The following is a 24,811-nucleotide window of genomic DNA, read 5'->3' on the forward strand; positions in this document are numbered from 1 at the left end:
CCCACGCTCGAACTAGGCTCGAACCATGGCTGATCCCTCGACCTACCGGCCGGCACCGGGGGAGATCCCCGACCAGCCCGGCGTCTACCGGTTCCGGGACCCCAGCGGCCGGGTGATCTACGTCGGTAAGGCGAAGAGCCTGCGATCGCGCCTGAACAGCTACTTCCAGGACGTCGCCGGGCTGCACCCGCGGACGCAGCAGATGGTGACGACCGCGAGCTCGGTGCAGTGGACGGTCGTCGGGACCGAGGTCGAGGCGCTGGCGCTCGAGTACTCCTGGATCAAGGAGTTCGACCCGCGCTTCAACGTGAAGTACCGGGACGACAAGTCCTACCCCTACCTCGCGGTGACGCTCGCCGACGAGTTCCCGCGCGTGCAGGTCATGCGCGGCGCGAAGCGTCCGGGCACGCGGTACTTCGGCCCCTACGCGCACGCCTGGGCGATCCGGGAGACGGTCGACCTGCTGCTGCGGGTCTTCCCGGTCCGGACGTGCTCGGCGGGGGTGTTCAAGCGCGCCCACCAGCAGGGTCGCCCGTGCCTGCTCGGGTACATCGACAAGTGCTCCGCGCCGTGCGTCGGGCGGATCTCCGAGGACGACCACCACCGCCTGGCCCAGGACTTCTGCGACTTCATGGCGGGCGACACGTCGCGGTTCACCCGGCGGCTCACCCAGCGCATGAAGGAGGCCGCCGCTGAGCTCGACTACGAGCAGGCGGCACGGCTCCGCGACGACATCGCGACGCTGCAGCGGGCGACCGAGCGCAACGCGGTGGTGCTCGCGGACGGCACGGACGCCGACGTCTTCGCGCTCGCCGGGGACGAGCTCGAGGCCGCGGTCCAGGTGTTCCACGTCCGGGACGGCCGGATCCGGGGCCAGCGGGGCTGGGTCGTCGAGAAGGTCGAGGACCTGGACGACGCGGACCTCGTCGAGCACCTGCTGCAGCAGGTCTACGGCGCGGACGGGGACGCCGACGCCGGCGCGGTGCCGCGCGAGGTGCTCGTGCCGGTGCTGCCGCACGACGTGGTGCAGGTCCAGGACTGGCTCGCCGGGTTGCGGGGCTCCCGTGTCCAGGTGCGGGTCCCCCAGCGCGGCGACAAGCGCGAGCTCGCGGCGACCGTGCTGAAGAACGCCGAGCACGCACTGATGCTGCACCGCACGCGCCGGGCCGGTGACCTCACCTCGCGGAGCCAGGCGCTGCGGGAGATCCAGGAGGCGCTCGGGCTCGAGAGCGCGCCGCTGCGCATCGAGTGCTACGACGTCTCGCACAACCAGGGCACGTACCAGTCGGCGTCGATGGTGGTGTTCGAGGACGGGCTCGCGCGCAAGAGCGAGTACCGGCTCTTCAACGTCCGGGGACCGGCGGGCGACGGCGCGGCCGACGACACGGCCGCGATGCACGAGGTCATCACGCGCCGCTTCCGCCGGTACCTCGCGGACCGCGCGGACTCGGCCGACCTGGACCTCGGGTTCGGCGGCCAGGACGACGACGAGCCTGTGTCCGGACCGGTCGAGTGGACGCCGACCGGGGGCTCGACGGAGCGGCCGCGCCGGTTCGCGTACCCGCCGAACCTCGTCGTGGTCGACGGCGGTCCGCCCCAGGTCGCGGCAGCCGCGGCGGCGCTGGCGGAGCTCGGGATCGACGACGTGGCGCTGTGCGGCCTGGCCAAGCGGCTCGAGGAGGTCTGGCTGCCGGGCGACGACTACCCCGTCATCCTGCAGCGCAGCTCCGAGGGGCTGTACCTCCTGCAGCGGCTCCGCGACGAGGCGCACCGCTTCGCGATCACGGCGCACCGCAAGCGCCGCAGCAAGGGCATGACGGCCTCCGTCCTCGACGACGTGCCGGGTCTCGGCCCGGCCCGGCAGAAGGCGCTGCTGCGCCGGTTCGGCTCGGTCAAGCGGCTGCGCGCGGCCAGCGTCGAGGAGATCGCCTCGGTGCCGGGCATGGGCGAGCGCACGGCCGCGGCGGTGGTCGCCGCCCTGGCCTCCGGCGAGGGCGCGACGTCCGCAGCACCCGCCGCCGGCCAGGAGGTGCCCACCGACCTCGCGGTCGCCGTGTCGGCCGAGTCCGCGGAGCCGGGTCCCGACGCGCGGCCGGAGGCGACCGCGGCAGCCGGTCCTGCTGGCATGCTGGCCACATGAGCGACGAGCCTTCGCCCATGACGGTCCCCGCGGGGATCCCCGCCATCGACGCCGCGACCCAGCACCCGCGGCTGCAGCAGCCCCAGGTGCTGATCATCACTGGCATGTCCGGCGCGGGCCGGACCCGCGCGGCGGCCGTGCTCGAGGACCTCGACTGGTACGTCGTCGACAACCTGCCCGCGCAGATGCTCACCCACCTCGTCGGGATGCTCACCAGCGGCCCCGTGGAGACGCGCGCGCACCGCGTGGCGGCGGTGATCGACGTCCGCGGCCGGGGGTTCTTCGCCGACCTCGCCCAGGTGCTGGGCGGTCTGCGGGAGGCGGGCGTCGAGTACCGGGTGCTGTTCCTCGACGCGTCCGACGAGGTGCTCGTCCGGCGGTTCGAGCAGGTGCGCCGGCCGCACCCGCTGCAGGGCGACGGACGGATCATGGACGGGATCGCCGAGGAGCGCGCCGTCCTCGCGGACATCCGCGAGCGGGCCGACACGGTCGTGGACACCTCGGACCTCAACGTCCACGACCTCGCCCGCGAGGTGCGCGCGCTCGTCGGCGGCGAGATGGACGACGTGCTGCGGGTCTCGGTCATCTCCTTCGGGTTCAAGTACGGCATCCCGCTGGACGCGGACCACGTGGTCGACGTCCGCTTCCTGGCGAACCCCTACTGGGTCACCGAGCTGCGGCACCTCACCGGTCGGGACGCGCCGGTGCGCGACTACGTGCTGGGGCTGCCCGGGGCGACCACCTTCATCGACCGCTACGTCGGCGCGCTCGAGCCCGTGCTCGCGGGCTACCTCAACGAGGAGAAGCGCTACGTCACCATCGCGGTCGGCTGCACGGGCGGCAAGCACCGCTCGGTCGCCATCAGCGAGGCGGTCGCGGCGCGGCTCCGGGAGGCCGGTCACCGGGTCTCGGTCGCCGCGCGGGACCTGGGCAAGGAGTGAGCACGGCACCCACCGCCCGTCCCCACCTGCCGACCCCGCCGCCGCCCGACGGTGCGCAGCGCCGGGGGCCGGCGGTCGTCGCGCTCGGCGGCGGGCACGGCCTGTCCGCCACCCTGTCCGCGCTCCGGCTGATGACCGACCAGATCACCGCCGTGGTCACGGTGGCCGACGACGGCGGCTCGTCGGGACGGCTGCGCGACGAGCTGGACGTGCTGCCCCCGGGCGACCTGCGGATGGCGCTCGCCGCGCTGTGCGACGACTCGGACTGGGGCCGGACCTGGCGGGACGTCCTGCAGCACCGGTTCGCGAGCGCGGGCCCGCTGGACCAGCACGCGCTCGGCAACCTCCTGATCGTGACGCTCTGGGAGCTGCTCGACGACCCGGTGGCCGGGCTGGACTGGGTCGGCCGTCTGCTCGGCGCGCGCGGCCGGGTGCTGCCGATGACCGAGGTGCCCCTCCTGATCGAGGCGGACGTGCTGCGCGCGGACGGCCGGACCGAGACCGTGCGCGGCCAGAGCGCGGTCGCGGTGACCACCGACCCGATCGCCCAGGTCCGGCTGGTCCCCGAGCAGCCGTCGGCCTGCATCCACGCGGTGCAGGCGGTCGACCGGGCCGACTGGGTCGTCCTGGGGCCGGGCTCCTGGTACACCTCGGTCCTGCCGCACCTGCTGGTGCCGGACCTGCGCTCCGCGCTGCACCGCGCGGACGGCCGCGTCATCGTCACGCTCAACCTGTCGCCCGAGGAGGACGGCGAGACGGCGGGCATGCACGCCGAGGACTACCTGGACGTGCTGCACGCGCACGCCCCGGACCTCGGGGTGCACGCGGTCGTCGCCGACCCGCGTGCCGTCGAGGACGTGAGCCGGCTCGCGGACCGGTGCGCCGAGCGGGACGTCCGGCTGCTGCTGCGGCAGGTGGGGCGGTCCGACGGCTCGCCGCGGCACGACCCGCTGCGGCTGGCTGCGGCGTTCCGTGACGTCGTCGACGGCGTGCTCGGGGACGTGCCCGGCCAGCGCGCCTGACCTCGCCGAGCTCCGGACCGGCCGCGCGGCGGAGGTGGACGGCTGTCCGGACCGGGCACGCGCGCGCCGCGCGAATGGCAGGATGGCGCCCATGGCGTTGACGGCACAGGTGAAGGACGAGCTCGCCCGACTCCAGATCGACAAGACCTCGTGCCGCAAGGCGGAGGTGTCGGCGACGCTGAGGTTCGCGGGCGGCCTGCACATCATCTCGGGACGGATCGTCATCGAGGCGGAGCTGGACACGGCGATCGCCGCGCGGCGGCTGCGGCAGGCGATCGCCGAGGTGTACGGCCACGAGAGCGAGATCATCGTCGTGTCCGGCGGCGGCCTGCGCCGCGGCAGCCACTACGTGGTGCGGGTGGTCAAGGACGGCGAGTCCCTGGCGCGCCAGACCGGCCTGCTCGACAACCGCGGGCGTCCGGTGCGCGGGCTGCCGCCGCAGGTGGTCGCCGGGGGCATCGGCGAGTCCGAGGCGGCCTGGCGCGGGGCGTTCCTGGCGCACGGCTCGCTGACCGAGCCCGGTCGCTCGTCGTCGCTCGAGGTCACCTGCCCCGGTCCGGAGGCGGCGCTCGCCCTCGTCGGAGCGGCCCGGCGCATGGGCATCCCGACGAAGGCGCGCGAGGTCCGCGGCGTGGACCGCGTGGTGATCCGCGACGGAGACGCGATCGGCGCGATGCTCACCCGGCTCGGCGCGCACGAGACGATGCTGGTGTGGGAGGAGCGGCGCGTCCGGCGCGAGGTGCGCGGCACCGCGAACCGCCTCGCGAACTTCGACGACGCCAACCTGCGCCGGTCGGCGCGGGCGGCGGTCGCGGCCAGCGCCCGGGTGGAGCGCGCGTTCGAGATCCTGGGGGAGGACCTGCCCGAGCACCTGCGCGAGGCCGGCCGGCTCCGGCTGGAGAACAAGGACGCCTCGCTCGAGGAGCTCGGCAAGCTCGCGGACCCGCCGCTGACCAAGGACGCGGTCGCGGGCCGCATCCGGCGCCTGCTGGCCACGGCCGACAAGCGGGCGTCCGACCTCGGGATCCCCGACACGGAGGCCGGCCTCTCGCCGGACCTGCTGGACCTGTAGCGCTCGACCTGCAGCGCTCGACGGGTTGCGGTCCGCGGGTCCAGCCCGCCCGCCTGCGGAGGGCTGCCGACCCCGCTGCGGAGGCCGTGGTCAGCGCTGCGGAGGCGCATCCCAGCACGTGGACAGGCGCCCGCCCTGGGACCTTCGCGGCGTGCGACGCAGGCGCAGGGGTATAGGCTCGGGACATCCGATCGTCACACGAGCGTCACGTGCTGGGCATGAACCGGTATCGCGGCGGCGAGGGCGAGAGGCACGCACATCGGCGTGCGAGACACCACCACCTATTGTGCGCCGGCCCCGTCGGCGCTGCCGAGGAGGGCACGTGACCATCAAGGTCGGCATCAACGGCTTCGGCCGTATCGGTCGCAACTTCTACCGGGCCATCGTGGCGTCCGGTGCGGACATCGAGATCGTCGGGGTCAACGACCTGACGGACAACGCGACGCTCGCGCACCTGCTCAAGTACGACACGGTCCTGGGCCGTTTCCCGCTGAGCGTGGACCACGACGACGAGAACATCATCGTCGACGGCAAGAAGATCCGGGCGCTGGCTGAGCGGAACCCGGCTGACCTGCCGTGGGCCGAGCTCGGCGCGGACATCGTCATCGAGTCGACCGGCTTCTTCACGGACGCCACGAAGGCCAAGGCGCACATCGACGCCGGCGCCAAGAAGGTCATCATCTCGGCGCCCGCGAAGAACGAGGACGGCACCTTCGTCGTCGGCGTGAACCACGAGCAGTACGACGCGGCGACGCAGCACATCATCTCGAACGCGTCCTGCACCACGAACTGCCTCGCCCCGCTGGCCAAGGCGCTCAACGACTCGATCGGCATCGAGCGTGGTCTCATGACCACGATCCACGCCTACACGGGCGACCAGAACCTGCAGGACGGCCCGCACCGCGACCTGCGTCGTGCCCGCGCCGCCGCGCAGAACATCGTCCCGACGTCGACCGGCGCGGCCAAGGCCGTCGCCCTGGTCCTGCCGGAGCTCAAGGGCAAGCTCGACGGCTTCGCGCTCCGCGTGCCGACGATCACCGGCTCCGCCACGGACCTGACCTTCACCGCCTCGCGCGAGGTCACGGTCGAGGAGGTCAACGCCGCGGTCAAGGCCGCCGCCGAGGGCCCGCTCAAGGGCGTCCTGTCCTACGTCGAGGACGAGATCGTCTCCAGCGACATCGTGACAGACCCGCACCAGAGCATCTTCGACTCGAAGCTCACGAAGGTGATCGGCGACCAGGTCAAGGTCGTCTCCTGGTACGACAACGAGTGGGGCTACTCGAACAGCCTCGTCGCCCTCACGCAGTACGTGGGCGAGCGTCTCTGACGACGTCCTCACCGATCACTCGGTAGCACGACCAGCGTCCGCGTGCGCCACGGCCACCGGCCCGGCGCGCGCGGACGCTGTCGTGCAGGCACCTGTCCGCCTGGAGGAGAAGGAACCATGAAGACCATCGAGGACCTCGGCGACCTGCGCGGCAAGCGCGTGCTGGTCCGCTCCGACTTCAACGTGCCGCTCGACGGCACGACGATCACCGACGACGGCCGCGTGCGCGCGGCCCTCCCGACGCTGACCGCGCTGCTCGACGCCGGCGCGCGCGTCGTCGTCACCGCCCACCTCGGCCGGCCCAAGGGCGCGCCCGAGGACAAGTACTCCCTCGCGCCGGTCGCGACGCGCCTGTCCGAGCTGCTCGGCAAGCCGGTGGCGCTCGCGAAGGACACCGTCGGCGAGTCCGCGCGCGAGACGGTCGCGGCGCTGCAGGACGGCGAGATCGCGCTGCTCGAGAACATCCGCTTCGACGCGCGCGAGACCAGCAAGGACGACGCGGAGCGCGCGTCGCTCGCGGCCGACCTGGCCGCCCTCGCGGACGTGTTCGTCTCCGACGGCTTCGGCGTCGTGCACCGCAAGCAGGCGTCGGTCTACGACGTCGCCCTCACGCTGCCGCACGCCGTGGGCAAGCTCGTCCTCAACGAGGTCGAGTCGCTCAGGAAGGCGACCGAGGACCCGGCGCGCCCGTACGTCGTCGTCCTGGGCGGCTCGAAGGTCTCGGACAAGCTCGGCGTGATCTCCAACCTGCTGACCAAGGCCGACCGCCTGGTCATCGGTGGCGGGATGCTGTTCACGTTCCTCGCGGCCAAGGGGTACTCGGTGGGCAGCTCGCTGCTCGAGGAGGACCAGATCGACACGGTCAAGGGCTACCTCGAGCAGGCCGAGTCGGCCGGCGTCGAGATCGTGCTCCCGGTCGACATCCGCGTCGCCGCCGAGTTCAAGGCGGACTCGCCGGCCGAGGTCGTGGCCGCCGACGCGATCCCGGACGGCAAGATCGGGCTCGACATCGGCCCGGCCTCGGAGGAGCTGTTCGCGTCGAAGATCGTCGACGCCAAGACGGTCGTCTGGAACGGCCCCGCGGGCGTGTTCGAGTTCGAGGCGTACGCAGGCGGCACCAAGGCCGTGGCGCAGGCGCTGATCGACGCGGGCGCGGACGGTGCGTTCACCATCGTCGGCGGCGGCGACTCCGCCGCGGCCGTGCGCACGCTCGGCTTCGACGAGGCGAAGTTCGGCCACATCTCCACCGGTGGCGGGGCGAGCCTCGAGTTCCTGGAGGGCAAGACCCTCCCCGGCATCGCTGTCCTGGAGGACTGATGGCCACGCGCACCCCGCTCATGGCGGGCAACTGGAAGATGAACCTCGACCACCAGCAGGCGATCCAGACGCTGCAGAAGCTGGCGTGGACGCTCAAGGACGCCAAGCACGACTTCGGCACGGTCGAGGTCGCGGTGGTCCCGCCGTTCACCGACCTGCGCAGCGTGCAGACGCTCGTGGACGCCGACAAGCTCGAGATCGTGTACGGGGCGCAGGACGTCTCGGCGCACGAGTCGGGCGCCTACACGGGCGAGATCGCGCCGTCGTTCCTGGCCAAGCTCGGCGTCACCTACGCGGTGATCGGGCACTCGGAGCGGCGCGAGTACCACGCGGAGAACGACGCGCTGGTCAACGCCAAGGTGAAGAACGCGCTCAAGGCGGGCCTCAAGCCCATCCTGTGCGTGGGCGAGGACCTAGAGACCCGCCGGGCCGCCGCGCACGTCGCGCACACGCTGCTGCAGCTCGAGGGCGCGCTCGTCGACCTGACCGCCGCGCAGGTCCGCGACGTCGTCGTGGCCTACGAGCCCGTCTGGGCGATCGGCACGGGCGAGACGGCGACCCCCGAGGACGCGCAGGAGCTGGCGGAGGCCATCCGCGGCCGGGTCGCGGAGCTGTACGACGACGAGACGGCGCAGGCCGTGCGCGTCCTCTACGGCGGCTCGGTGAAGTCGTCGAACGTCGCCTCGATCATGGCGAAGCCCGACGTCGACGGCGCCCTCGTCGGGGGCGCGAGCCTCGACCCCGAGGAGTTCGCGAAGATCGTGCGCTACCAGTCGCACGCCGTCGGTCTCTGACCGGTTCCTGATCGACCGCACCGGCACGGCACCCCCGCGGGGGACCGTGCCGGTGCGGCGATGTGGCCCGGCGCACGATTCGTCGCCTACCCTGTACCCCGGCCCGTGCGTCGTCGCGCGGGGACGGACCCGCTCGCAAGTGAGGAACGACACCGACGTGACCGCCGTGAAGATCTCGATGCAGGTGCTGCTGGTGCTGACCAGCCTGCTCCTGGTGCCCCTGGTGCTGCTCCACAAGGGCAAGGGTGGTGGCCTGTCGGACATGTTCGGGGGCGGCATCACCTCGAGCGCCGGCAGCTCCGGCGTCGCCGAGCGCAACCTGAACCGCATCACCGTCGGTGTCGCGCTCATCTGGACCGTGACGATCATCGTGCTCGGGCTCGTCGAGCGCGTCGCGCCGGACGCCTGAGGCGACGGCGATGGCGAGCGGGAACGCGATCCGGGGTTCGCGCGTCGGCGCGGGCCCGATGGGGGAGGCCGAGCGCGGCGACGCCGCGCCGCGGATCTGGATCTCCTACTGGTGCGCCAACGGCCACGAGACCCGGCCCAGCTTCGCCGAGGAGGCCGCGGCCGAGGCTCCCGTGACCTGGGACTGCCCGCGCTGCGGGTTCCCGGCCGGCCAGGACGAGGCGAACCCGCCCTCGCCCGTGCGCAACGAGCCGTACAAGACGCACCTCGCGTACGTGAAGGAGCGCCGGTCAGACGAGGACGGCGCCGCGATCCTCGACGAGGCCCTGGAGGCGCTGCGCGCCCGGCGGGGACGCTGACCGGGCACTGCTCCCTGGTCCACCGCACGACCGACGACGGGCGCCCCGCGAACCGCTGGGTGCCCGTCGTGCTACCCGGGCCAGTGCTGCCGGTCCGTCGTCCGCAGCGCCGGGCGGCGCGCGGTCAGGGCAGGACGCGCAGGAGGGCGAACCCGTCATGCCCCTTCACCCCGACGGTCTGGATCACGGTGGGGTCGAGGCGCGGGTGGTCGGCGAGCAGGTCGACCATGCGCCGCACGCCCTGGACCCGCTCGTCCGGGTGCGCGGGGTCCACGACCGCACCCTGCCGCACCACGTTGTCCACGATGATCACGGTGCCCGGACGGGACAGCTCGAGCGAGAGCTCGAGGTACCGGCTCAGCGACTGCTTGTCCGCGTCGACGAAGACGAGGTCGAACGGCGCGCTCCCGGCGCGGACCATGCCGGAGAGCGTCTCGGCGGCCGGCCCGACGACGACCTCCACGAGGTCGCCCACTCCGGCGGCGGCGAGCGACTCCCGCGCGACCGCGGCGTGGGCGGGGTCGATCTCGAGGGACACGAGCGTGCCGTCCGGCGGCAGCGCCCGCGCGAGCCAGAGCGTGCTGTAGCCGCCGAGCGTCCCGATCTCGAGGATGCGGCGCGCGCCGACGAGCGCGGCGACCAGGTGCAGGAGCTTGCCCTGGTTGGCTGCCACCGCGATGTCGGGCAGCCCGGCGGCTGCCGCCCGCTCGCGCGTCGCGACGAGGTGGTCGTCCTCGGGCGCGAGCACCGCGAAGTAGTCGTCGACCTGCGCCCAGAGGTCCAGCTCGTCCGGCATGCCGCTCCGATCGTCGTCGGGAAGTGAACCGGCCGGTCCCGGCGGGGCCGGCTAGGCGTCCTGCTGCAGCTCCTGCGTGGCCGCCACGTCGACGAGCCACAGCGTGCGTTCGCGGCCCAGCGCACCCGCTGCCGGCGTGGTGCTCACCGGCGCCGACGCGAGGGCCGAGGCGACCGCGCCGGCCTTCTCGGCGCCTGCGGCGACCACCCACACCTCACGGGCGGACCGGATGGCGTCGAACGTGAGCGAGACGCGCAGCGGGGGCGGCTTGGGGGAGTCCTGGACGCCGATCGCCGCCGTGCCGGACGCCTCGACCTCGGGGTGGCCCGGGAAGAGCGAGGCGACGTGACCGTCCGGCCCCATGCCGAGCAGCAGCACGTCGAACGTCGGGACGAGGGCGCCCTCCGGGGCCCACGCCGCCAGCTCCTCGTCGTACGCCGCCGCGGCGTCCTGCGTCGTCGCGACCTGCGTCGACAGCGCCGGCACGGCGTGCACGTTGGCTGCGGGGAGCGCGTCGCCCAGCGGCGTGATGAGCGCCTCCCGCGCCTGGGTCTCGTTGCGGTCGGCCTCGCCGTCGGCGAGGAAGCGCTCGTCGCCCCACCACAGGTGCACGCCGGACCAGTCGACCGCGTCGCGCACGGGCGACGCGGCCACCGCGGCGAGCGTGCGGATACCGACCGTGCCGCCGGTCAGGACGACGTGCAGGGGAGCCCGGTGCGACTGCGCGTCGACGAGCGTCGTGAGCAGCCGCGCCGCGGTCGCCTGGGCGAGGACCTCGGCGTCGGGGTGGACGACGACCTCGCGCTGCGCCGAGGTCATGCGGACAGCCTCGCGAGGCCCTTGGTCAGCACCTCGCCGTAGACCTCGTCGGGGTCGAGCCGCCGCAGCTCCTCCGCGAGGCACTCGCGCAGGTGCCGGATGGGGAGGGCGATCCGGTGCTCGGGCTGGTCGGGCTGGCGCAGCGCGGCCGTCTTGCCGTCGGGCCGGTCCAGCACGATGTCACCGCTCGACCGCTCGAGCTTGACCTGGATGATCGCCGGCGCGTCGTCGATGCGCTCGACCTCGACGGGGCAGCGCAGCGCCTGGGCGAGCCACGCGGCGACCATGTCGACCGACGTGTGGGTGCTCTGGCCCGAGACGACGGCGCGCCGCACGGGCTCGTAGGGCGGGCTCTCGAGCGTCGCGGCGATCAGGCCGCGCCACAGCGTCGCGCGGGTCCAGGACAGGTCGGTGTCGCCCTCGACGTACGAGCTCGCGAGGCGCGCGAGCATGCCCGCCGGGTCCGACGAGCGGACCGTGTCGGTGATCCGGCGCTGCGCCATGCGGCCCAGCGGGTGCTCGGACGGCACTGCCGGGGGCTCGTACGGCCACCACGCGACGATCGGAGCGTCCGGCAGCAGCAGGGGCATCACGAGCGTGTCGAGGTGGTCCGTCACCTCCCCGGTGGGGCGCAGGATGATGACCTCGCTCGCACCCGCGTCCCCGCCGAGGCGGATCTGCGCGTCGAGGCCGCGCTCCTCCGACCCTCCGGGGAGCTGCGACGTGATGAGGATGACGCGGCAGGGGTGCTCGCGGCTCGCGTCGTTGGCGGCGGAGATGGCGTGCTCGGGGTCGTGGTCGCCGGTGTCGATGAGCAGCGTGAGCACGCGGCCGAGCGCGACCGCGCCGCCCTCGTCCCGCTCCTGCAGCAGGCGCTTCGCGACCTCTCGCGTCGTCGTGCCGGGCATGTCGATGATCACGGCAGCCTCCACGCGCGCCCGTCGCGCGCCATCATCTCGTCGGCGGAGGCCGGACCCCAGGTCCCGGCCCGGTACTGGTCGGGCTTCCCGTGGTTGGCCCAGTACTCGATGATCGGGTCGAGGATCTTCCAGGAGAGCTCGACCTCGGTGTTCTGCGGGAACAGCGGCGGGTCACCGAGCAGGACGTCCAGGATCAGGCGCTCGTAGGCCTCCGGGGACGCCTCGGTGAACGCGTGGCCGTAGCCGAAGTCCATGGTGACGTCGCGGACCTCCATCGCCGTCCCGGGGACCTTCGCGCCGAACCGCAGCGTGACGCCCTCGTCGGGCTGCACGCGGATGACCAGCGCGTTCTTGCCGAGCTCCTCGGTCGCCGTGGACTCGAACGGCAGGTGCGGCGCCTTCTTGAAGACGACCGCGATCTCCGTGACGCGCTTGCCGAGCCGCTTGCCGGTGCGCAGGTAGAACGGCACGCCCGCCCAGCGGCGCGTGTCGATGTCCACCCGCACCGCGGCGAACGTCTCCGTCGTGGAGCTCGGGTTGAAGCCCTCCTCCTCGAGGAAGCCGACGACCTTCTGGCCGCCCTGCCAGCCCGCGGTGTACTGCCCGCGCGCCGTGTGCCGGCCGATGTCGCGGGGGAGGCGCACGGCCGACAGTGCCTTCTCCTTCTCGGCGCGCAGCGACGCGGCGTCGAAGGAGACGGGCTCCTCCATGGCGGTCAGCGCCAGGAGCTGGAGCAGGTGGTTCTGGATGACGTCGCGCGCCGCGCCGATCCCGTCGTAGTAGCCCGCGCGCCCGCCGATGCCGATGTCCTCGGCCATCGTGATCTGCACGTGGTCGACGTAGTTCGCGTTCCAGATCGGCTCGAACATCTGGTTGGCGAACCGCAGCGCCAGCAGGTTCTGGACCGTCTCCTTGCCCAGGTAGTGGTCGATCCGGAAGATGTCGTCGGGCCGGAAGACGCTCGAGACGATGTCCTGCAGCTCGCGCGCGCTCGCCAGGTCGTGCCCGAACGGCTTCTCGATGACGACGCGCCGCCACGTGCCGTCCTGGGGCCGGGACAACCCCGACCGGTCGAGCTGCTGGCACACGACCGGGAACGACGAGGGCGGCACCGACAGGTAGAACGCGTGGTTGCCACCGGTCCCGCGCGAGACGTCGAGCTCCTCGACGGTCGCGCGCAGGCGGTCGAACGCGTCGTCGTCGTCGAACGTGCCCTGGACGAAGCGGATGCCCTCGGACAGCTGACGCCACGTCGCCTCGCGGAACGGGGTGCGCGCGTGCTCCTTCACCGAGTCGTGCACGATCTGGGCGAAGTCCTGCGTCTCCCAGTCGCGCCGAGCGAAGCCGGTGAGCGCGAAGCCGGGGGGCAGGAGGCCGCGGTTGGTCAGGTCGTACACCGCCGGCATGAGCTTCTTGCGGGCCAGGTCACCCGTCACGCCGAAGATGACGAGCCCGCAGGGCCCGGCGATGCGCGGCAGCCGCCGGTCGCGCGGGTCCCGCAGCGGGTTCTGTCCCTCGGCGACCTTCGTCGGGCTCATCGGTCACCCGCCGCACCGTCGGCGGCGCCGCGCAGGCCCTCGTCGACCTTGGCGAGCAGCTCGCCCCAGCTCTTCTCGAACTTCTCGACGCCCTCGGCCTCGAGGTGGGACGCGACGTCGTCGACGTCGATGCCGAGCGCGACCAGGCGGTCGAGCAGCGCGGCGGACTCGTCCTGCGTGCCCGTCACGGTGTCGTGGCCGTCGCCCCCGTGGTCGGCGACCGCGTCGAGCGTCTTCTCGGGCATCGTGTTGACGACACCGGCGACGACGAGCTCGTCGACGTAGAGCGTGTCGGGGTACGCCGGGTCCTTGACGCCCGTGGACGCCCACAGCGGTCGCTGGACGTGCGCGCCGGCCGCGGCCAGCGCCTGCCACCGCTCGCTCGCCACGACCTCCTCGTACACCCCGTAGGCGAGGCGCGCGTTGGCGATCGCCGCGCGGCCGCGCAGGGCCGCTGCCTCGGGCGTGCCCAGCTCGTCGAGCCGCGGGTCGATCGCGGTGTCGACGCGCGACACGAAGAACGACGCCACCGAGCCGATGGGCGCCAGGTCGTGCCCGGCGTCCCGCGCGGCCTCGAGGCCGGCGACGAAGGCGTCGAGCACGCCGCGGTAGCGCTCGAGGGAGAAGATCAGCGTCACGTTGACGCTGATGCCCTCTGCCAGCACCGCGGTGATCGCGGGCAGTCCCTCGACCGTCGCGGGGATCTTGATGAAGACGTTGGGTCGGCCGACCGTGGACCACAGCGCCTTCGCCGACTCGACGGTCGCCGCCGTGTCGTGGGCGAGGCGCGGGTCGACCTCGATGGACACCCGGCCGTCCACGCCGTCCGTGCGGTCGTACACCGGACGCAGCACGTCGGCGGCCTCGCGCACGTCGTCGGTCGTGATGGCGAACACCGCGGCGTCGACGTCCGCGCCCTGCGCCGCGAGCTCGCGCAGCTGCTCGTCGTACGCGTCGCCCGCCGCGATCGCCGTGGCGAAGATCGTCGGGTTCGTGGTCACGCCCACCACGCCGCGCTCGACGAGGTCGGCGAGGTTGCCGGTGCGCAGGCGCTCGCGCGACAGGTCGTCGAGCCAGACGGCCACTCCCGCGTCCGTGAGCCGTGCGAGAGGTCCGCTCGGTGCCATGGTCGTTCCTTCCCTCGATGGTGCTGTCGCCGTCGTGCCTGCCGTCCGGCCCGGGGGCGCGCTGACCACGCCGTCCCGGCTCAATCCTGACGCGGTGGGCCCGGGTTGTCTCCCGGGCCCACCGTGGCGTCAGCCGTGCTGGTGCGGTGCGTCAGCCCTGCTGGTCGCCCGTGCCGGTCGCCGTCGGGGCCGCGGCCGCGGCGCTCGGGGCGGCCGACGCGTTCGCGGCGGCGAGGGACTCGCGCGCAGCGGCGACCACGGCGTCGGCCGTGATCCCGAACTCGCGGTAGAGCGTCTCGTAGTCCGCCGAGGCGCCGAAGTGCTCGAGCGACACCGTGCGACCGGCGTCGCCGACGATCTTGTGCCACGAGAGCGCGATGCCGGCCTCGACCGAGACCCGCGCGCGCACGCCGGACGGCAGCACCGACTCGCGGTACTCCGCGTCCTGCTCGGCGAACCACTCGAGGCACGGCGCCGAGACGACGCGCGTCGGCACGCCCGCGGCCTCGAGCGTCTCTCGCGCCTGGACCGCGAGCTGCACCTCGGAGCCCGTGCCGATCAGCACGACCTCGGGGTCGCCGTTGCTGGCGTCGACGAGCACGTAGGCGCCCTTGGCGACGCCCTCGGCGCCCGCGAACCCGTCCTCGCCGCGCGGGAACGTCGGGACGTTCTGCCGCGTGAGGATCAGGCCGACCGGTCCGTCGCGGTGCTCGAGCGTGGCCTTCCACGCCTGCGCGGTCTCGTTCGCGTCGGCCGGACGGACCACGGACAGGCCGGGGATCGCCCGCAGCGCGGTCAGGTGCTCGACCGGCTGGTGGGTGGGTCCGTCCTCGCCGAGGCCGATGGAGTCGTGCGTCCAGACGTAGATCGTCGGCGCTCCCATGAGCGAGGCGAGCCGGACCGAGCCGCGCATGTAGTCGGCGAACTGCAGGAACGTGCCGCCGTACGCACGGGTCAGACCGTGCAGCGTGATCCCGGACAGGATCGCGCCCATGCCGTGCTCGCGGATGCCGAAGTGCAGCGTGCGGCCGCCCTCGTCGCCCGCGAACTCGTGCGTCGAGCGCTTGGCCGGGATGAAGGACGGCTGGCCCTTCATCGTCGTGTTGTTCGACCCCGCGAGGTCGGCCGAGCCGCCCCACAGCTCGGGGAGCTCGTCGGCGATCGCCGAGAGCACCTCGCCCGACGCGGCGCGCGTGGCGACGGCCTTGCCGGCGGGGAACACCGGCAGCGCGTCCTCCCAGCCGGCCGGGAGCTCGTGCGCGACGAGCCGGTCGAGCAGCTCCTTGCGCTCCGGGTTCGCGGCGGCCCAGGCGTCGAACGACTCCTGCCAGGCGGCGCGCGCGGTCGCGGCGCGGTCGGCGAGCGAGCGCGTGTGCGCGAGCACCTCCGGGGCGACCTCGAACGTCTGGTCGGGGTCGAAGCCGAGCAGCTCCTTGAGGCCGCGGATCGAGTCGGTGCCGAGCTTCGAGCCGTGCGACGAGTGGTCGTCGGTCTTGCCCGGGGTCGGCCACGCGATCAGCGTGCGGATCCCGATGAACGACGGCTTGTCGGTCACGGCCTTGGCCGCCTCGATCGCCGCCGCCAGGGCGTCGACGTCCTCGCGGTACTCGCCGCCCGCGGTCCAGTCGACGAACTGGACGTGCCAGCCGTACGCCTCGTAGCGCGCGAGCACGTCCTCGGTGAACGCGATCTCGGTGTCGCCCTCGATCGAGATGTGGTTGTCGTCCCACAGCACGACGAGGTTGCCGAGCTCCTGCGTGCCCGCGATGGACGACGCCTCGCTCGTCACGCCCTCCTGGAGGTCGCCGTCGGAGGCGATGACGTACGTGTAGTGGTCGAACGGGCTCGTGCCCGGCGCCGCGTCGGGGTCGAGCAGCGCGCGCTCGCGACGCTGCGCCATCGCGAACCCGACGGCCGAGGCGAGGCCCTGGCCGAGCGGTCCGGTGGTGATCTCCACGCCGGCCGTGTGCTTGTACTCGGGGTGGCCCGGGGTCTTGGAGCCCCAGGTCCGCAGCGCCTGCAGGTCCTCGATCTCGAGCCCGAAGCCGCCGAGGTAGAGCTGGATGTACTGCGTCAGGCACGAGTGCCCGGCCGAGAGGACGAACCGGTCGCGGCCGAGCCAGTGCGGGTCCGTCGGGTCGTGCCGCAGCACGTTCTGGTAGAGCAGGTACGCAGCGGGGGCGAGGCTGATCGCCGTCCCCGGGTGACCGTTGCCGACCTTCTCGACGGCGTCCGCCGCGAGCACGCGGACGGTGTCGACCGCCTGCAGGTCGAGATCGGACCAGCCGACCGTCTGCGCCAGGGGAGCCTTCGCGTTCACCGCACCTCATTCCCACCCGGTGGCAGCCGGGTGACGTGTCCGACCTGAAAGGACGTGCCCGACAGGCACGTCGTCACCGTCCGGGTGGCGCCGCGGGGGTGGCCGGCTCACGGGGAGCGCGGCGCGCGAGGCGTTCGACGACGGACGGTTCCGTTCGAGCCTATAGCCGACGAGGGCGCTGGTCGTCCGGATGACCAGCCACCGGCCAACCTCACCGGCCCGGGCTCGCCGGCCGTGAGCCGCGTGTGACGTCGCCGTCACACGTGCGGCCGACGTCGACCGCGACGGCTGCCGCGAGCGACCGAACTCACAGGCGACGCCCGCGCGGGTGAGGGGCTTTGGTCCCGGGGACGTCGTAGCATGGCTGGCGAACGCCCCGCTGCCCTCGTCCTCGAGGACGCTCCCGACGAACGGACCTGCCCCGCGTGCGCCCCACGACCTCGTTGCCCGTCGCTGACGCCGGAGCGTCCGCCTCGCCGCACCAGGGTGCCCCCGCGAGGCCGGCCGGTGCCGCGGAACGGGCCGGCGCCTGGGCTCGGGTCCGCGGGGTCGTCGCACCGTACGTAGTCCTGACGAAGCCGCGCGTGATCGAGCTGCTCCTGGTCACGACGATCCCGACGATGCTGCTCGCCGAGGGCGGCTGGCCCAGCCTCGGGCTGGTGCTGGCGACGCTCGTCGGAGGCGCGCTCGCCGCGGGGTCCGCGAACGTCCTCAACTGCTACATCGACCGCGACATCGACCAGGTGATGAACCGGACGCGGCGCCGGCCGACGGCCACGGGGGAGATCAGCCCGCGGGCCGCGCTGACCTTCGGCCTCGTCCTCGGCGCCGTCAGCCTGACCTGGCTGTGGCTCGTGGTGAACCCCGTGTCCTCGCTGCTGACGGCCGGGGCGATCCTCATCTACGTCGTCGGCTACACGATGATCCTCAAGCGCCGCACGCCGCAGAACATCGTGTGGGGCGGCGCGGCAGGCTGCATGCCCGTGCTGATCGGGTGGTCGGCGGTCACCGGGAGCGTCGGCTGGCCGGCCGTCCTCCTGTTCGGCGTGATCTTCTTCTGGACGCCGCCGCACTACTGGCCGCTGTCGATGAAGTTCCGCAACGACTACGCCGCGGCGGGCGTGCCCATGCTGCCCGTGGTCGCCAAGGACACCAAGGTCGCGCGGGAGATGATCGGCTACACGCTCGCGATGATCGCGTGCTCGCTGCTGCTGGTCCCCGCCGCCGGCATGACGTGGGTGTACGCGGTGGTGGCGACGGCCCTCGGCGCCTGGTTCCTGTGGGCCTGCATCACGCTGCTGCGCCGCGCCGAGGACCCGGCCCGCGGCAAGCTGCGGGCGATGAGCGTCTTCCACGCCTCGATCACCTACCTGACGCTGCTGTCCGTCGCGATCTCCGTCGACGTCTTCCTGCCCTTCTGACGCGACGCCGGGAGCGCGGCACGTGACGGCGGCACCGCACCGCGGAACCAGCGAGGTCGGGGTCGAGGTCGAGGTCGAGGTCGACGAGCCTGCGGGGGCGCAGCAGGGCACGGGCGCCCCGCCGGTCCAGGAGCACGAGCCGTCGCCGCTCGCCCGCGCGCTGGAGGCGTACCTCGCGCACCTGACCGTCGAGCGCGGCCTGTCGGTGAACACGCTCGCGGCCTACCGGCGGGACCTCGGTCGCTACGTCGCGTTCCTCGACGCCCGGGGCCGCGCCGCGCCCGGCGACGTCGCGGAGGCGGACGTCGAGGACTACCTGCTCGCCGTCCGCACGGGTGCCGACGGGCGCAGCCCGCTGTCGCCGGCGTCGGCGGCGCGCGCGGTGGTCGCGGTCCGCGGCTGGCACCGGTTCTGGGTGCGCGACGGGGTGACGGACGACGACGCCGCGCGCGCGGTCCGGCCGCCCGCGCAGCCCCGCCGGCTCCCCAAGGCCATCCCCGTCGAGCAGGTCGAGCAGCTCCTCGACGCGGCCGGCCTCGGCGAGGGCCCGGTGCCCCTGCGCGACCGCGCGCTCCTCGAGCTCCTCTACGCCACCGGGGCGCGCATCTCCGAGGCCGTCGGCCTGGACGTGGACGACCTGGACGCGAGCCCGGGGCGCGCGTCGGTGCGGCTGCGCGGCAAGGGCGGCAAGGAGCGGGTGGTCCCGCTCGGGTCCTTCGCGCTGGACGCCGTCGAGGCCTACCTCGTGCGGGGACGGCCCGCGCTCGCGGCGGGCGGCCGGGGCACGCCGGCGCTCTTCCTCAACACGCGCGGTGCCCGGCTCTCCCGGCAGAGCGCGTGGGCGGCGCTGCGCACGGCCGCCGGGCGGGCGGGCCTGGGGGACGCGGCCCACCTGTCGCCGCACACCCTGCGGCACTCCTTCGCGACGCACCTGCTCGCGGGCGGGGCGGACGTGCGCGTGGTGCAGGAGCTGCTGGGGCACGCGTCCGTCACGACGACGCAGGTGTACACGCTGGTCACCGTCGACTCGCTGCGCGAGGTCTACCAGCTCAGCCACCCCCGCGCCCGCTGACGGGCGGCGAGCCGGCCGGAGTCGCTCGCGCGCCCGCACGCGTCGGGAGCCGGCGCTCCGGTAGGTTGTGCGACGTGGTGAGCAGCGAGACGACGCAGGCCCTGGACGCCGTGGGGCGCCCGCTCCCGGACTTCCCCGAGCCGGCCGCGCTCGCCTCGCACGGGCCCGCCCGGGTCATCGCGATGTGCAACCAGAAGGGTGGCGTCGGCAAGACGACGACCACGATCAACCTGGCCGCCGCGCTCGCGGAGTACGGGCGCAAGGTCCTCATCGTCGACTTCGACCCGCAGGGCGCCGCGTCGGTCGGCCTGGGCGTCAGCCCGCACGAGCTCGAACTGACCGTCTACAACCTGCTGATGGAGCGCAACGCGCAGATCGCGGACGTCGTGCGCCCGACGGCGACCCCCGGCCTGGACCTGCTGCCCGCCAACATCGACCTGTCCGCCGCGGAGGTGCAGCTCGTCGGCGAGGTCGCGCGCGAGTCGGTGCTCTCCCGCGTGCTGCGCCCGGTGCTCGACGACTACGACGTCGTCCTCATCGACTGCCAGCCGTCGCTCGGCCTGCTCACGGTGAACGCCCTGACCGCGGCGCACGGCGTGCTCATCCCGCTGGAGTGCGAGTTCTTCGCGCTGCGCGGGGTCGCCCTGCTCATCGAGACGATCGAGAAGGTCCGCGACCGGCTCAACCCGCGCCTGCAGGTCGACGGGATCCTGGCCACGATGTACGACTCGCGCACGCTGCACGCGCGCGAGGTCGTCGCGCGCGTGAGCGAGGCGTTCGGCGACGTGCTGCTGCACACCGTGATCGGACGGACGGTGAAGTTCCCCGACGCGACGGTGGCCGCCGAGCCGATCACCACGTACGCGCCCTCCCACGCCGGCGCGGTGGCGTACCGCCAGCTCGCGCGCGAGCTCGTCGCCCGTGGCGACGCCGCCTGAGGTCGCGCCGCCCGGCGACGCGACCACGGCACCCGGTCCCGCAGGGAGCGCGGGCTTCGAGGTCCACCTCGACAACTTCTCGGGGCCGTTCGACCTGCTGCTGGGCCTGATCGCCAAGCACAAGCTCGACATCACGGAGGTCGCGCTCGCGCGCGTCACCGACGAGTTCATCGGCTACATCCGGGCCGCCGAGGCGGCGTGGGACCTCAACCGCGCGTCCGAGTTCCTCGTCGTCGCGGCGACCCTGCTGGACCTCAAGGCGGCGCGCCTGCTGCCCTCGGCCGACGTCGAGGACGACGAGGACCTCGAGCTGCTCGAGGCGCGCGACCTGCTGTTCGCGCGGCTGCTGCAATACCGCGCGTACAAGCAGGTCGCCGGCGACCTGGCGCACCGGTGGGCCACCGAGGGGCGACGCTTCCCGCGCACGGTGACGCTCGAGCCGCAGCTCGCCGCGCTGCTGCCGGAGCTTGTCTGGCAGATCGGACCCGACCAGCTCGCGGCACTCGCCGCCAAGGCGCTGGCACCCCGGGCCCCCGCTCCCGGCGTGGACATCAGCCACCTGCACGCGCCGCCCGTGTCGGTGCGCGAGCAGGCCGCCGTGCTCGTCGACCGCCTGCGGCACCACGGCGCGGTCTCGTTCCGATCGCTCGTCGCCGACGCGGGCTCGACGATCGTCGTGGTCGCGCGGTTCCTCGCGGTCCTCGAGCTGTTCCGCGAGGGCGCCGTCGGCTTCGACCAGGTGACGCCGCTCGGCGAGCTGACCGTGCGGTGGACCGGTGCGGCCGAGGGCGACGTCGAGGTCTCCGACGACTTCGACCAGGCCGACGGCGGGGCGCCCGCCGCCGCGCCGGCAGGCGCGCCGGCCGGTGCCCACCGTCCCGACCACTCCGACCGCCCCGACCACCCCGAGGAGGCGGACCGATGACCGACGCCGCACCCCAGCCGCCCGCCGACTCCCCGGAGGAGCTCGCGTTCGACGTCGAGGACCTCCCCGGCGGCGCGCTCGCGGCGCTCGAGGCCGTCCTCATGGTCGCGGACGAGCCCGTCCCCGCCGTCCGGCTGGCGGCGGTGCTGGCCCTGCCGACCGACCGCGTGGAGGAGCTGCTCGAGCAGCTGGCCGCCGAGTACCGCGGCGAGGGCGAGGGCCGGGCGCGCGGCTTCGAGCTGCGGCGCGCGGGCGAGGGGTGGCGGATCTACTCCGCGCCCGCCTACGCGGACGTCGTCGGGAGGTTCGTGCTCGACGGCCAGACCGCGCGGCTGACCCAGGCCGCGCTCGAGACGCTCGCGGTCATCGCGTACCGCCAGCCGGTCACCCGCGGGCAGGTGTCCGGGGTGCGCGGCGTGAACGTCGACGGGGTGGTGCGCACGCTGACGGCCCGCGGCCTGATCACCGAGGTGGGCACCGAGCCGACGAGTGGTGCGCTCCTGTACGGGACCACGGGATACTTCTTGGAGCGGATGGGCCTGTCCACCCTGGACGAGCTGCCCCCGCTCGCTCCCTACCTGCCGGAGATCGACGCGCTGGACGGCGTCGACGAGCCCGGCCGTCCGATCGGAGGACACGTATGAGCCCGCAGCAGCGCCGAGGCGACGGCCGTGACAGCAACGCCCGCGACAGCAACCGCAGCAGCAGCAACCGCGGCAGCAGCAACCGGAGCAGCAGCCGCAGTGACAGCAGCCGCAGTGACAGCAGCCGTGGCGACCGAGGCAGCTCCGGCGGCAGCGGCGCCGGCGGCAGCGCCACCGGCGGCCGCAAGCCGCACCGCGGCCAGGCCGGCAAGCCGGCGGGCACCGGCCGGCCCGGTGCCGGCGGTGGCAAGGCCGGTGGCAAGGGCGGTGGCAAGACCGGTGGCAAGCCGCGCGGGGCGGGCGCCGGTTCCCGCGGGGGCGCTCCCGCGCGCGCCACGTCGCGGCCGCGGGCGGACGTCGTCCCCGTCGACGTGCACGACCCGGACGGCATCCGCCTGCAGAAGGTGCTGGCCACGGCGGGCATGGGGTCGCGGCGCGCGTGCGAGGACCTGATCGCGTCGGGCCGCGTCGAGGTCGACGGCCAGGTCGTCCTCGAGCTCGGCGTGCGGGTCGACCCCAAGAAGGCCGTGGTCCTGGTGGACGGCATGCGCGTCCAGCTCGACACCAGCCACGTCACCATCGCGCTCAACAAGCCCAAGGGCGTCGTCTCGACGATGCACGACCCGGAGGGCCGCCCGTCGGTCGCCCAGTTCGTCAAGGACCGCAGCGAGCGGCTGTTCCACGTCGGCCGGCTCGACGCGGACACCGAGGGCCTGCTGCTGCTGACGAGCGACGGCGAGCTGGCGAACCACCTGTCCCACCCGTCGCACGCGGTCGCCAAGACCTACCTGGCCGAGGTGCAGGGCAAGGTCACGCCCGGTCTCGCGGCACGCCTGCAGAAGGGCATCGAGCTCGACGACGGCCCGGTGAAGCCCGACAGCGTCACGATCGTCCAGGCGCTCTCGCACGCGAGCCTCGTCGAGATCGTGATCCACGAGGGCCGCAACCGGATCGTGCGACGCATGTTCGCCGCGGTCGACCACCCGGTCACGAAGCTGGTGCGCACGCGCATCGGCCCGATCCGGCTGGGCGACCTCAAGCAGGGCCGCACGCGCGTGCTGTCCCAGGTCGAGATCGGCTCCCTGATGACGCAGGCGGGCATGTGACGGCCGCTACCCGCGGTCCCGTCCTGGTGGTCGGGGCCGGCCTCCTGGGCGCCTCGGTAGGCCTGCGGCTGCGCGCCCTGGGCGTCGACGTGCGCCTGCAGGACCCGTCGCGCACCGCGGTCGCGCTGGCGCGAGACGTGGGCGCGGGCCGCCCGTGCGCACCGGACGACGACGAGCCCGCGCTCGTCGTCGTCGCGGCGCCGCCCGACGTCACGGCGCAGGTGGTGCGCGACGAGCTCGACCGCCACCCCGCGGCCGTCGTCACCGACGTCGCCAGCGTGAAGGGTCACGTGCTCGCCGAGCTCCGCGCGTCCGGCGCGGCGCTCGACCGCTACGTCGGCTCCCACCCGATGGCGGGGCGGGAGCGCTCCGGGCCGTCGGCGGCGGTGCCGGACCTCTTCCTCGGCCGCCCGTGGGTGATCGCGGCCGCGGCGGAGTCCTCGCCCGAGGCGGCGCTCGTCGTGCGCGAGCTCGCCGTGGACCTGGGCGCGGTGCCGCTGACCATGGACGCCGACGAGCACGACGCCGCCGTCGCGGCCGTCTCGCACGTCCCGCAGGTGGTGTCCTCGCTCGTCGCCGCCCGGCTCACCGACGTGGAGGGCGACGCGCTCGGCCTCGCGGGGCAGGGGCTGCGCGACGTCACGCGGATCGCCGCCTCGGACCCCGAGCTGTGGACGTCGATCCTGGCGGCGAACTCGGCCGCGGTCCTGCCGGTGCTCGTCGCGCTGCGCGCGGACCTGGACGACGTGATCGCCGCCCTGGCGGAGGCGGACGTCGCGGACGGCCCCGAGACGGTCGGACCCGGCGCGCTCGTGACCATCGCGCGGGCGATCGCGCGCGGGAACGACGGCGTCGCCCGGATCCCCGGCAAGCACGGCGGTGCCCAGCGCGCCTACGACGAGGTCGCGGTGCTGGTCCCGGACGAGCCCGGCGCCCTCGCGCGGCTGCTCACCGACGTCGGCGACGCCGACGTCAACCTCGAGGACCTGCGCCTCGAGCACGCCGCCGGCCGCCCGGTCGGCATGGCGGTGATCTCGGTGCTCCCCGCGGCGGTGGCGCACCTCGAGGCGGAGCTGACGGCCCGCGGATGGAGGCTGGTCGTGTGAGCACGGTCGTCGTCGCGATCGACGGGCCGTCCGGCTCGGGGAAGTCGAGCGTCGCGCGCGAGGTCGCGCGCCGCCTCGACCTGGCGTACCTGGACACGGGGGCGATGTACCGCGCCGCGACGTGGTGGTGCCTGCACTCCGGGGTGCCGCTCGAGGACCAGCCCGCGGTGGCGCGCGCGGTGCGCGAGCTCCCGCTCGACCAGGGCGTGGACCCGGATGCGCCGCACGTCGTGGTCGCCGGCACGGACGTCGGGGAGGCAATCCGCGCGACGGCGATCTCGGCCGCGGTGAGCGCGGTGGCGACCAACCTCGACGTCCGCGACGAGCTCCGGCGGCGGCAGCGGACCGCGATCGCCGCGCAGCGCGACCCGGGAGCGTTCTCCGGCGGTCGCGGGATCGTGGCCGAGGGGCGCGACATCACGACCGTGGTCGCGCCCGACGCGGACGTGCGGATCCTGCTGACGGCCTCGGAGGAGGCGCGCCTCGCGCGGCGGGCGCGCGACGTGCACGGCTCCGACGACGAGGCGGCGGTCGCCGCGACCCGCGACCAGGTGCTGCGCCGGGACGCCGACGACTCGACGGTGGTGCAGTTCCAGGTGGCGGCTGACGGCGTCGTCACCGTGGACTCCTCGGACCTCGACCTCGAGCAGACGGTGCAGGCGGTGCTCGCTGTCGTCACGCAGGTGACCGGTCGGTGAC

General features: G+C 73.8%; 23 protein-coding genes. 17 read left to right on the forward strand and 6 right to left on the reverse strand.

The window, feature by feature from the left end:
- Positions 1–25 precede the first annotated feature (25 nt).
- The 9 genes from uvrC (at position 26) to KIN34_RS12325 (ending at position 9,380) form a co-directional block, all read left to right on the forward strand.
- Positions 26–2,140, forward strand: a complete 2,115-nt coding sequence (uvrC, locus tag KIN34_RS12285) for an excinuclease ABC subunit UvrC (protein WP_214350922.1) — start codon at positions 26–28, stop codon at positions 2,138–2,140.
- Positions 2,137–3,081, forward strand: a complete 945-nt coding sequence (gene rapZ / locus KIN34_RS12290) for an RNase adapter RapZ (RefSeq protein ID WP_214350925.1) — start codon at positions 2,137–2,139, stop codon at positions 3,079–3,081. The genes uvrC and rapZ overlap by 4 nt, the downstream gene beginning before the upstream one ends.
- Before the next feature lie 26 nt (positions 3,082–3,107).
- A complete protein-coding gene (locus KIN34_RS12295) occupies positions 3,108–4,103 on the forward strand; it encodes a gluconeogenesis factor YvcK family protein (protein WP_214352096.1) in 996 nt (331 codons plus the stop codon).
- A 91-nt stretch (positions 4,104–4,194) separates the two neighbouring features.
- On the forward strand, positions 4,195–5,175 hold the full coding sequence (gene whiA / locus KIN34_RS12300) for a DNA-binding protein WhiA (protein ID WP_214350929.1): 981 nt from the start codon (positions 4,195–4,197) through the stop codon (positions 5,173–5,175).
- 322 nt (positions 5,176–5,497) lie between these two features.
- On the forward strand, positions 5,498–6,502 hold the full coding sequence (gap, locus tag KIN34_RS12305; RefSeq protein ID WP_214350932.1) for a type I glyceraldehyde-3-phosphate dehydrogenase: 1,005 nt from the start codon (positions 5,498–5,500) through the stop codon (positions 6,500–6,502).
- Between the two features lie 117 nt (positions 6,503–6,619).
- Entirely contained in the window at positions 6,620–7,819 is a 1,200-nt protein-coding gene (locus KIN34_RS12310; RefSeq protein ID WP_214350935.1) for a phosphoglycerate kinase, read from the forward strand.
- Complete coding sequence (gene tpiA, locus KIN34_RS12315) at positions 7,819–8,613, forward strand: triose-phosphate isomerase (protein WP_214350938.1); 795 nt, start codon at positions 7,819–7,821, stop codon at positions 8,611–8,613. Before KIN34_RS12310 ends, tpiA begins: the two co-directional genes overlap by 1 nt.
- Before the next feature lie 157 nt (positions 8,614–8,770).
- Complete coding sequence (gene secG / locus KIN34_RS12320) at positions 8,771–9,022, forward strand: preprotein translocase subunit SecG (protein ID WP_214352098.1); 252 nt, start codon at positions 8,771–8,773, stop codon at positions 9,020–9,022.
- Positions 9,023–9,032: 10 nt separating this feature from the next.
- The gene (locus KIN34_RS12325; protein WP_214350941.1) at positions 9,033–9,380 is read left to right on the forward strand and encodes an RNA polymerase-binding protein RbpA; all 348 of its coding nucleotides are present in this window, start codon (positions 9,033–9,035) and stop codon (positions 9,378–9,380) included.
- Between the two features lie 124 nt (positions 9,381–9,504).
- On the opposite strand, the gene KIN34_RS12330 is transcribed toward KIN34_RS12325, so the two are convergent.
- The 6 genes from KIN34_RS12330 to tkt form a co-directional block, all read right to left on the reverse strand.
- The gene (locus KIN34_RS12330) at positions 9,505–10,176 is read right to left on the reverse strand and encodes an O-methyltransferase (RefSeq protein WP_214350944.1); all 672 of its coding nucleotides are present in this window, start codon (positions 10,174–10,176) and stop codon (positions 9,505–9,507) included.
- 51 nt (positions 10,177–10,227) lie between these two features.
- Positions 10,228–10,995 carry a 6-phosphogluconolactonase gene (gene pgl / locus KIN34_RS12335; RefSeq protein WP_214350947.1) on the reverse strand — a complete coding sequence of 256 codons (768 nt, stop codon included), beginning with the start codon at positions 10,993–10,995 and terminating at the stop codon, positions 10,228–10,230.
- Positions 10,992–11,915, reverse strand: coding sequence for a glucose-6-phosphate dehydrogenase assembly protein OpcA (locus tag KIN34_RS12340; protein ID WP_214350950.1), 924 nt, complete (start codon positions 11,913–11,915; stop codon positions 10,992–10,994). Before KIN34_RS12340 ends, pgl begins: the two co-directional genes overlap by 4 nt.
- Positions 11,912–13,453 carry a glucose-6-phosphate dehydrogenase gene (gene zwf / locus KIN34_RS12345; protein WP_214350953.1) on the reverse strand — a complete coding sequence of 514 codons (1,542 nt, stop codon included), beginning with the start codon at positions 13,451–13,453 and terminating at the stop codon, positions 11,912–11,914. Before zwf ends, KIN34_RS12340 begins: the two co-directional genes overlap by 4 nt.
- Positions 13,450–14,580, reverse strand: a complete 1,131-nt coding sequence (gene tal, locus KIN34_RS12350) for a transaldolase (protein ID WP_214350956.1) — start codon at positions 14,578–14,580, stop codon at positions 13,450–13,452. Before tal ends, zwf begins: the two co-directional genes overlap by 4 nt.
- A gap of 151 nt (positions 14,581–14,731) precedes the next feature.
- The gene (tkt, locus tag KIN34_RS12355) at positions 14,732–16,900 is read right to left on the reverse strand and encodes a transketolase (protein WP_214350960.1); all 2,169 of its coding nucleotides are present in this window, start codon (positions 16,898–16,900) and stop codon (positions 14,732–14,734) included.
- Between the two features lie 569 nt (positions 16,901–17,469).
- On the opposite strand from tkt, the gene KIN34_RS12360 reads away from it, so the two are divergent.
- The 8 genes from KIN34_RS12360 to cmk all read left to right on the forward strand — a co-directional run bounded on the left by KIN34_RS12360 (position 17,470) and on the right by cmk (position 24,810).
- Positions 17,470–18,321, forward strand: a complete 852-nt coding sequence (locus KIN34_RS12360; RefSeq protein WP_237689803.1) for a heme o synthase — start codon at positions 17,470–17,472, stop codon at positions 18,319–18,321.
- A 160-nt stretch (positions 18,322–18,481) separates the two neighbouring features.
- Positions 18,482–19,393, forward strand: coding sequence for a site-specific tyrosine recombinase XerD (locus KIN34_RS12365; protein ID WP_237689804.1), 912 nt, complete (start codon positions 18,482–18,484; stop codon positions 19,391–19,393).
- A 74-nt stretch (positions 19,394–19,467) separates the two neighbouring features.
- Entirely contained in the window at positions 19,468–20,331 is an 864-nt protein-coding gene (locus KIN34_RS12370; RefSeq protein WP_214350969.1) for a ParA family protein, read from the forward strand.
- The gene (locus KIN34_RS12375) at positions 20,315–21,256 is read left to right on the forward strand and encodes a segregation and condensation protein A (protein ID WP_214350972.1); all 942 of its coding nucleotides are present in this window, start codon (positions 20,315–20,317) and stop codon (positions 21,254–21,256) included. Before KIN34_RS12370 ends, KIN34_RS12375 begins: the two co-directional genes overlap by 17 nt.
- Positions 21,253–21,900, forward strand: a complete 648-nt coding sequence (gene scpB, locus KIN34_RS12380; protein ID WP_214350976.1) for an SMC-Scp complex subunit ScpB — start codon at positions 21,253–21,255, stop codon at positions 21,898–21,900. The genes KIN34_RS12375 and scpB overlap by 4 nt, the downstream gene beginning before the upstream one ends.
- The gene (locus KIN34_RS12385; protein WP_214350979.1) at positions 21,897–23,006 is read left to right on the forward strand and encodes a pseudouridine synthase; all 1,110 of its coding nucleotides are present in this window, start codon (positions 21,897–21,899) and stop codon (positions 23,004–23,006) included. Before scpB ends, KIN34_RS12385 begins: the two co-directional genes overlap by 4 nt.
- Positions 23,003–24,112 carry a prephenate dehydrogenase gene (locus KIN34_RS12390; RefSeq protein ID WP_214350982.1) on the forward strand — a complete coding sequence of 370 codons (1,110 nt, stop codon included), beginning with the start codon at positions 23,003–23,005 and terminating at the stop codon, positions 24,110–24,112. Before KIN34_RS12385 ends, KIN34_RS12390 begins: the two co-directional genes overlap by 4 nt.
- Entirely contained in the window at positions 24,094–24,810 is a 717-nt protein-coding gene (cmk, locus tag KIN34_RS12395) for a (d)CMP kinase (protein WP_214350984.1), read from the forward strand. The genes KIN34_RS12390 and cmk overlap by 19 nt, the downstream gene beginning before the upstream one ends.
- The last annotated feature ends 1 nt before the right edge of the window (position 24,811 follow it).

Origin of the sequence: Cellulomonas fulva, assembly GCF_018531375.1 — a bacterium.
Lineage (GTDB): Bacteria > Actinomycetota > Actinomycetes > Actinomycetales > Cellulomonadaceae > Cellulomonas > Cellulomonas fulva.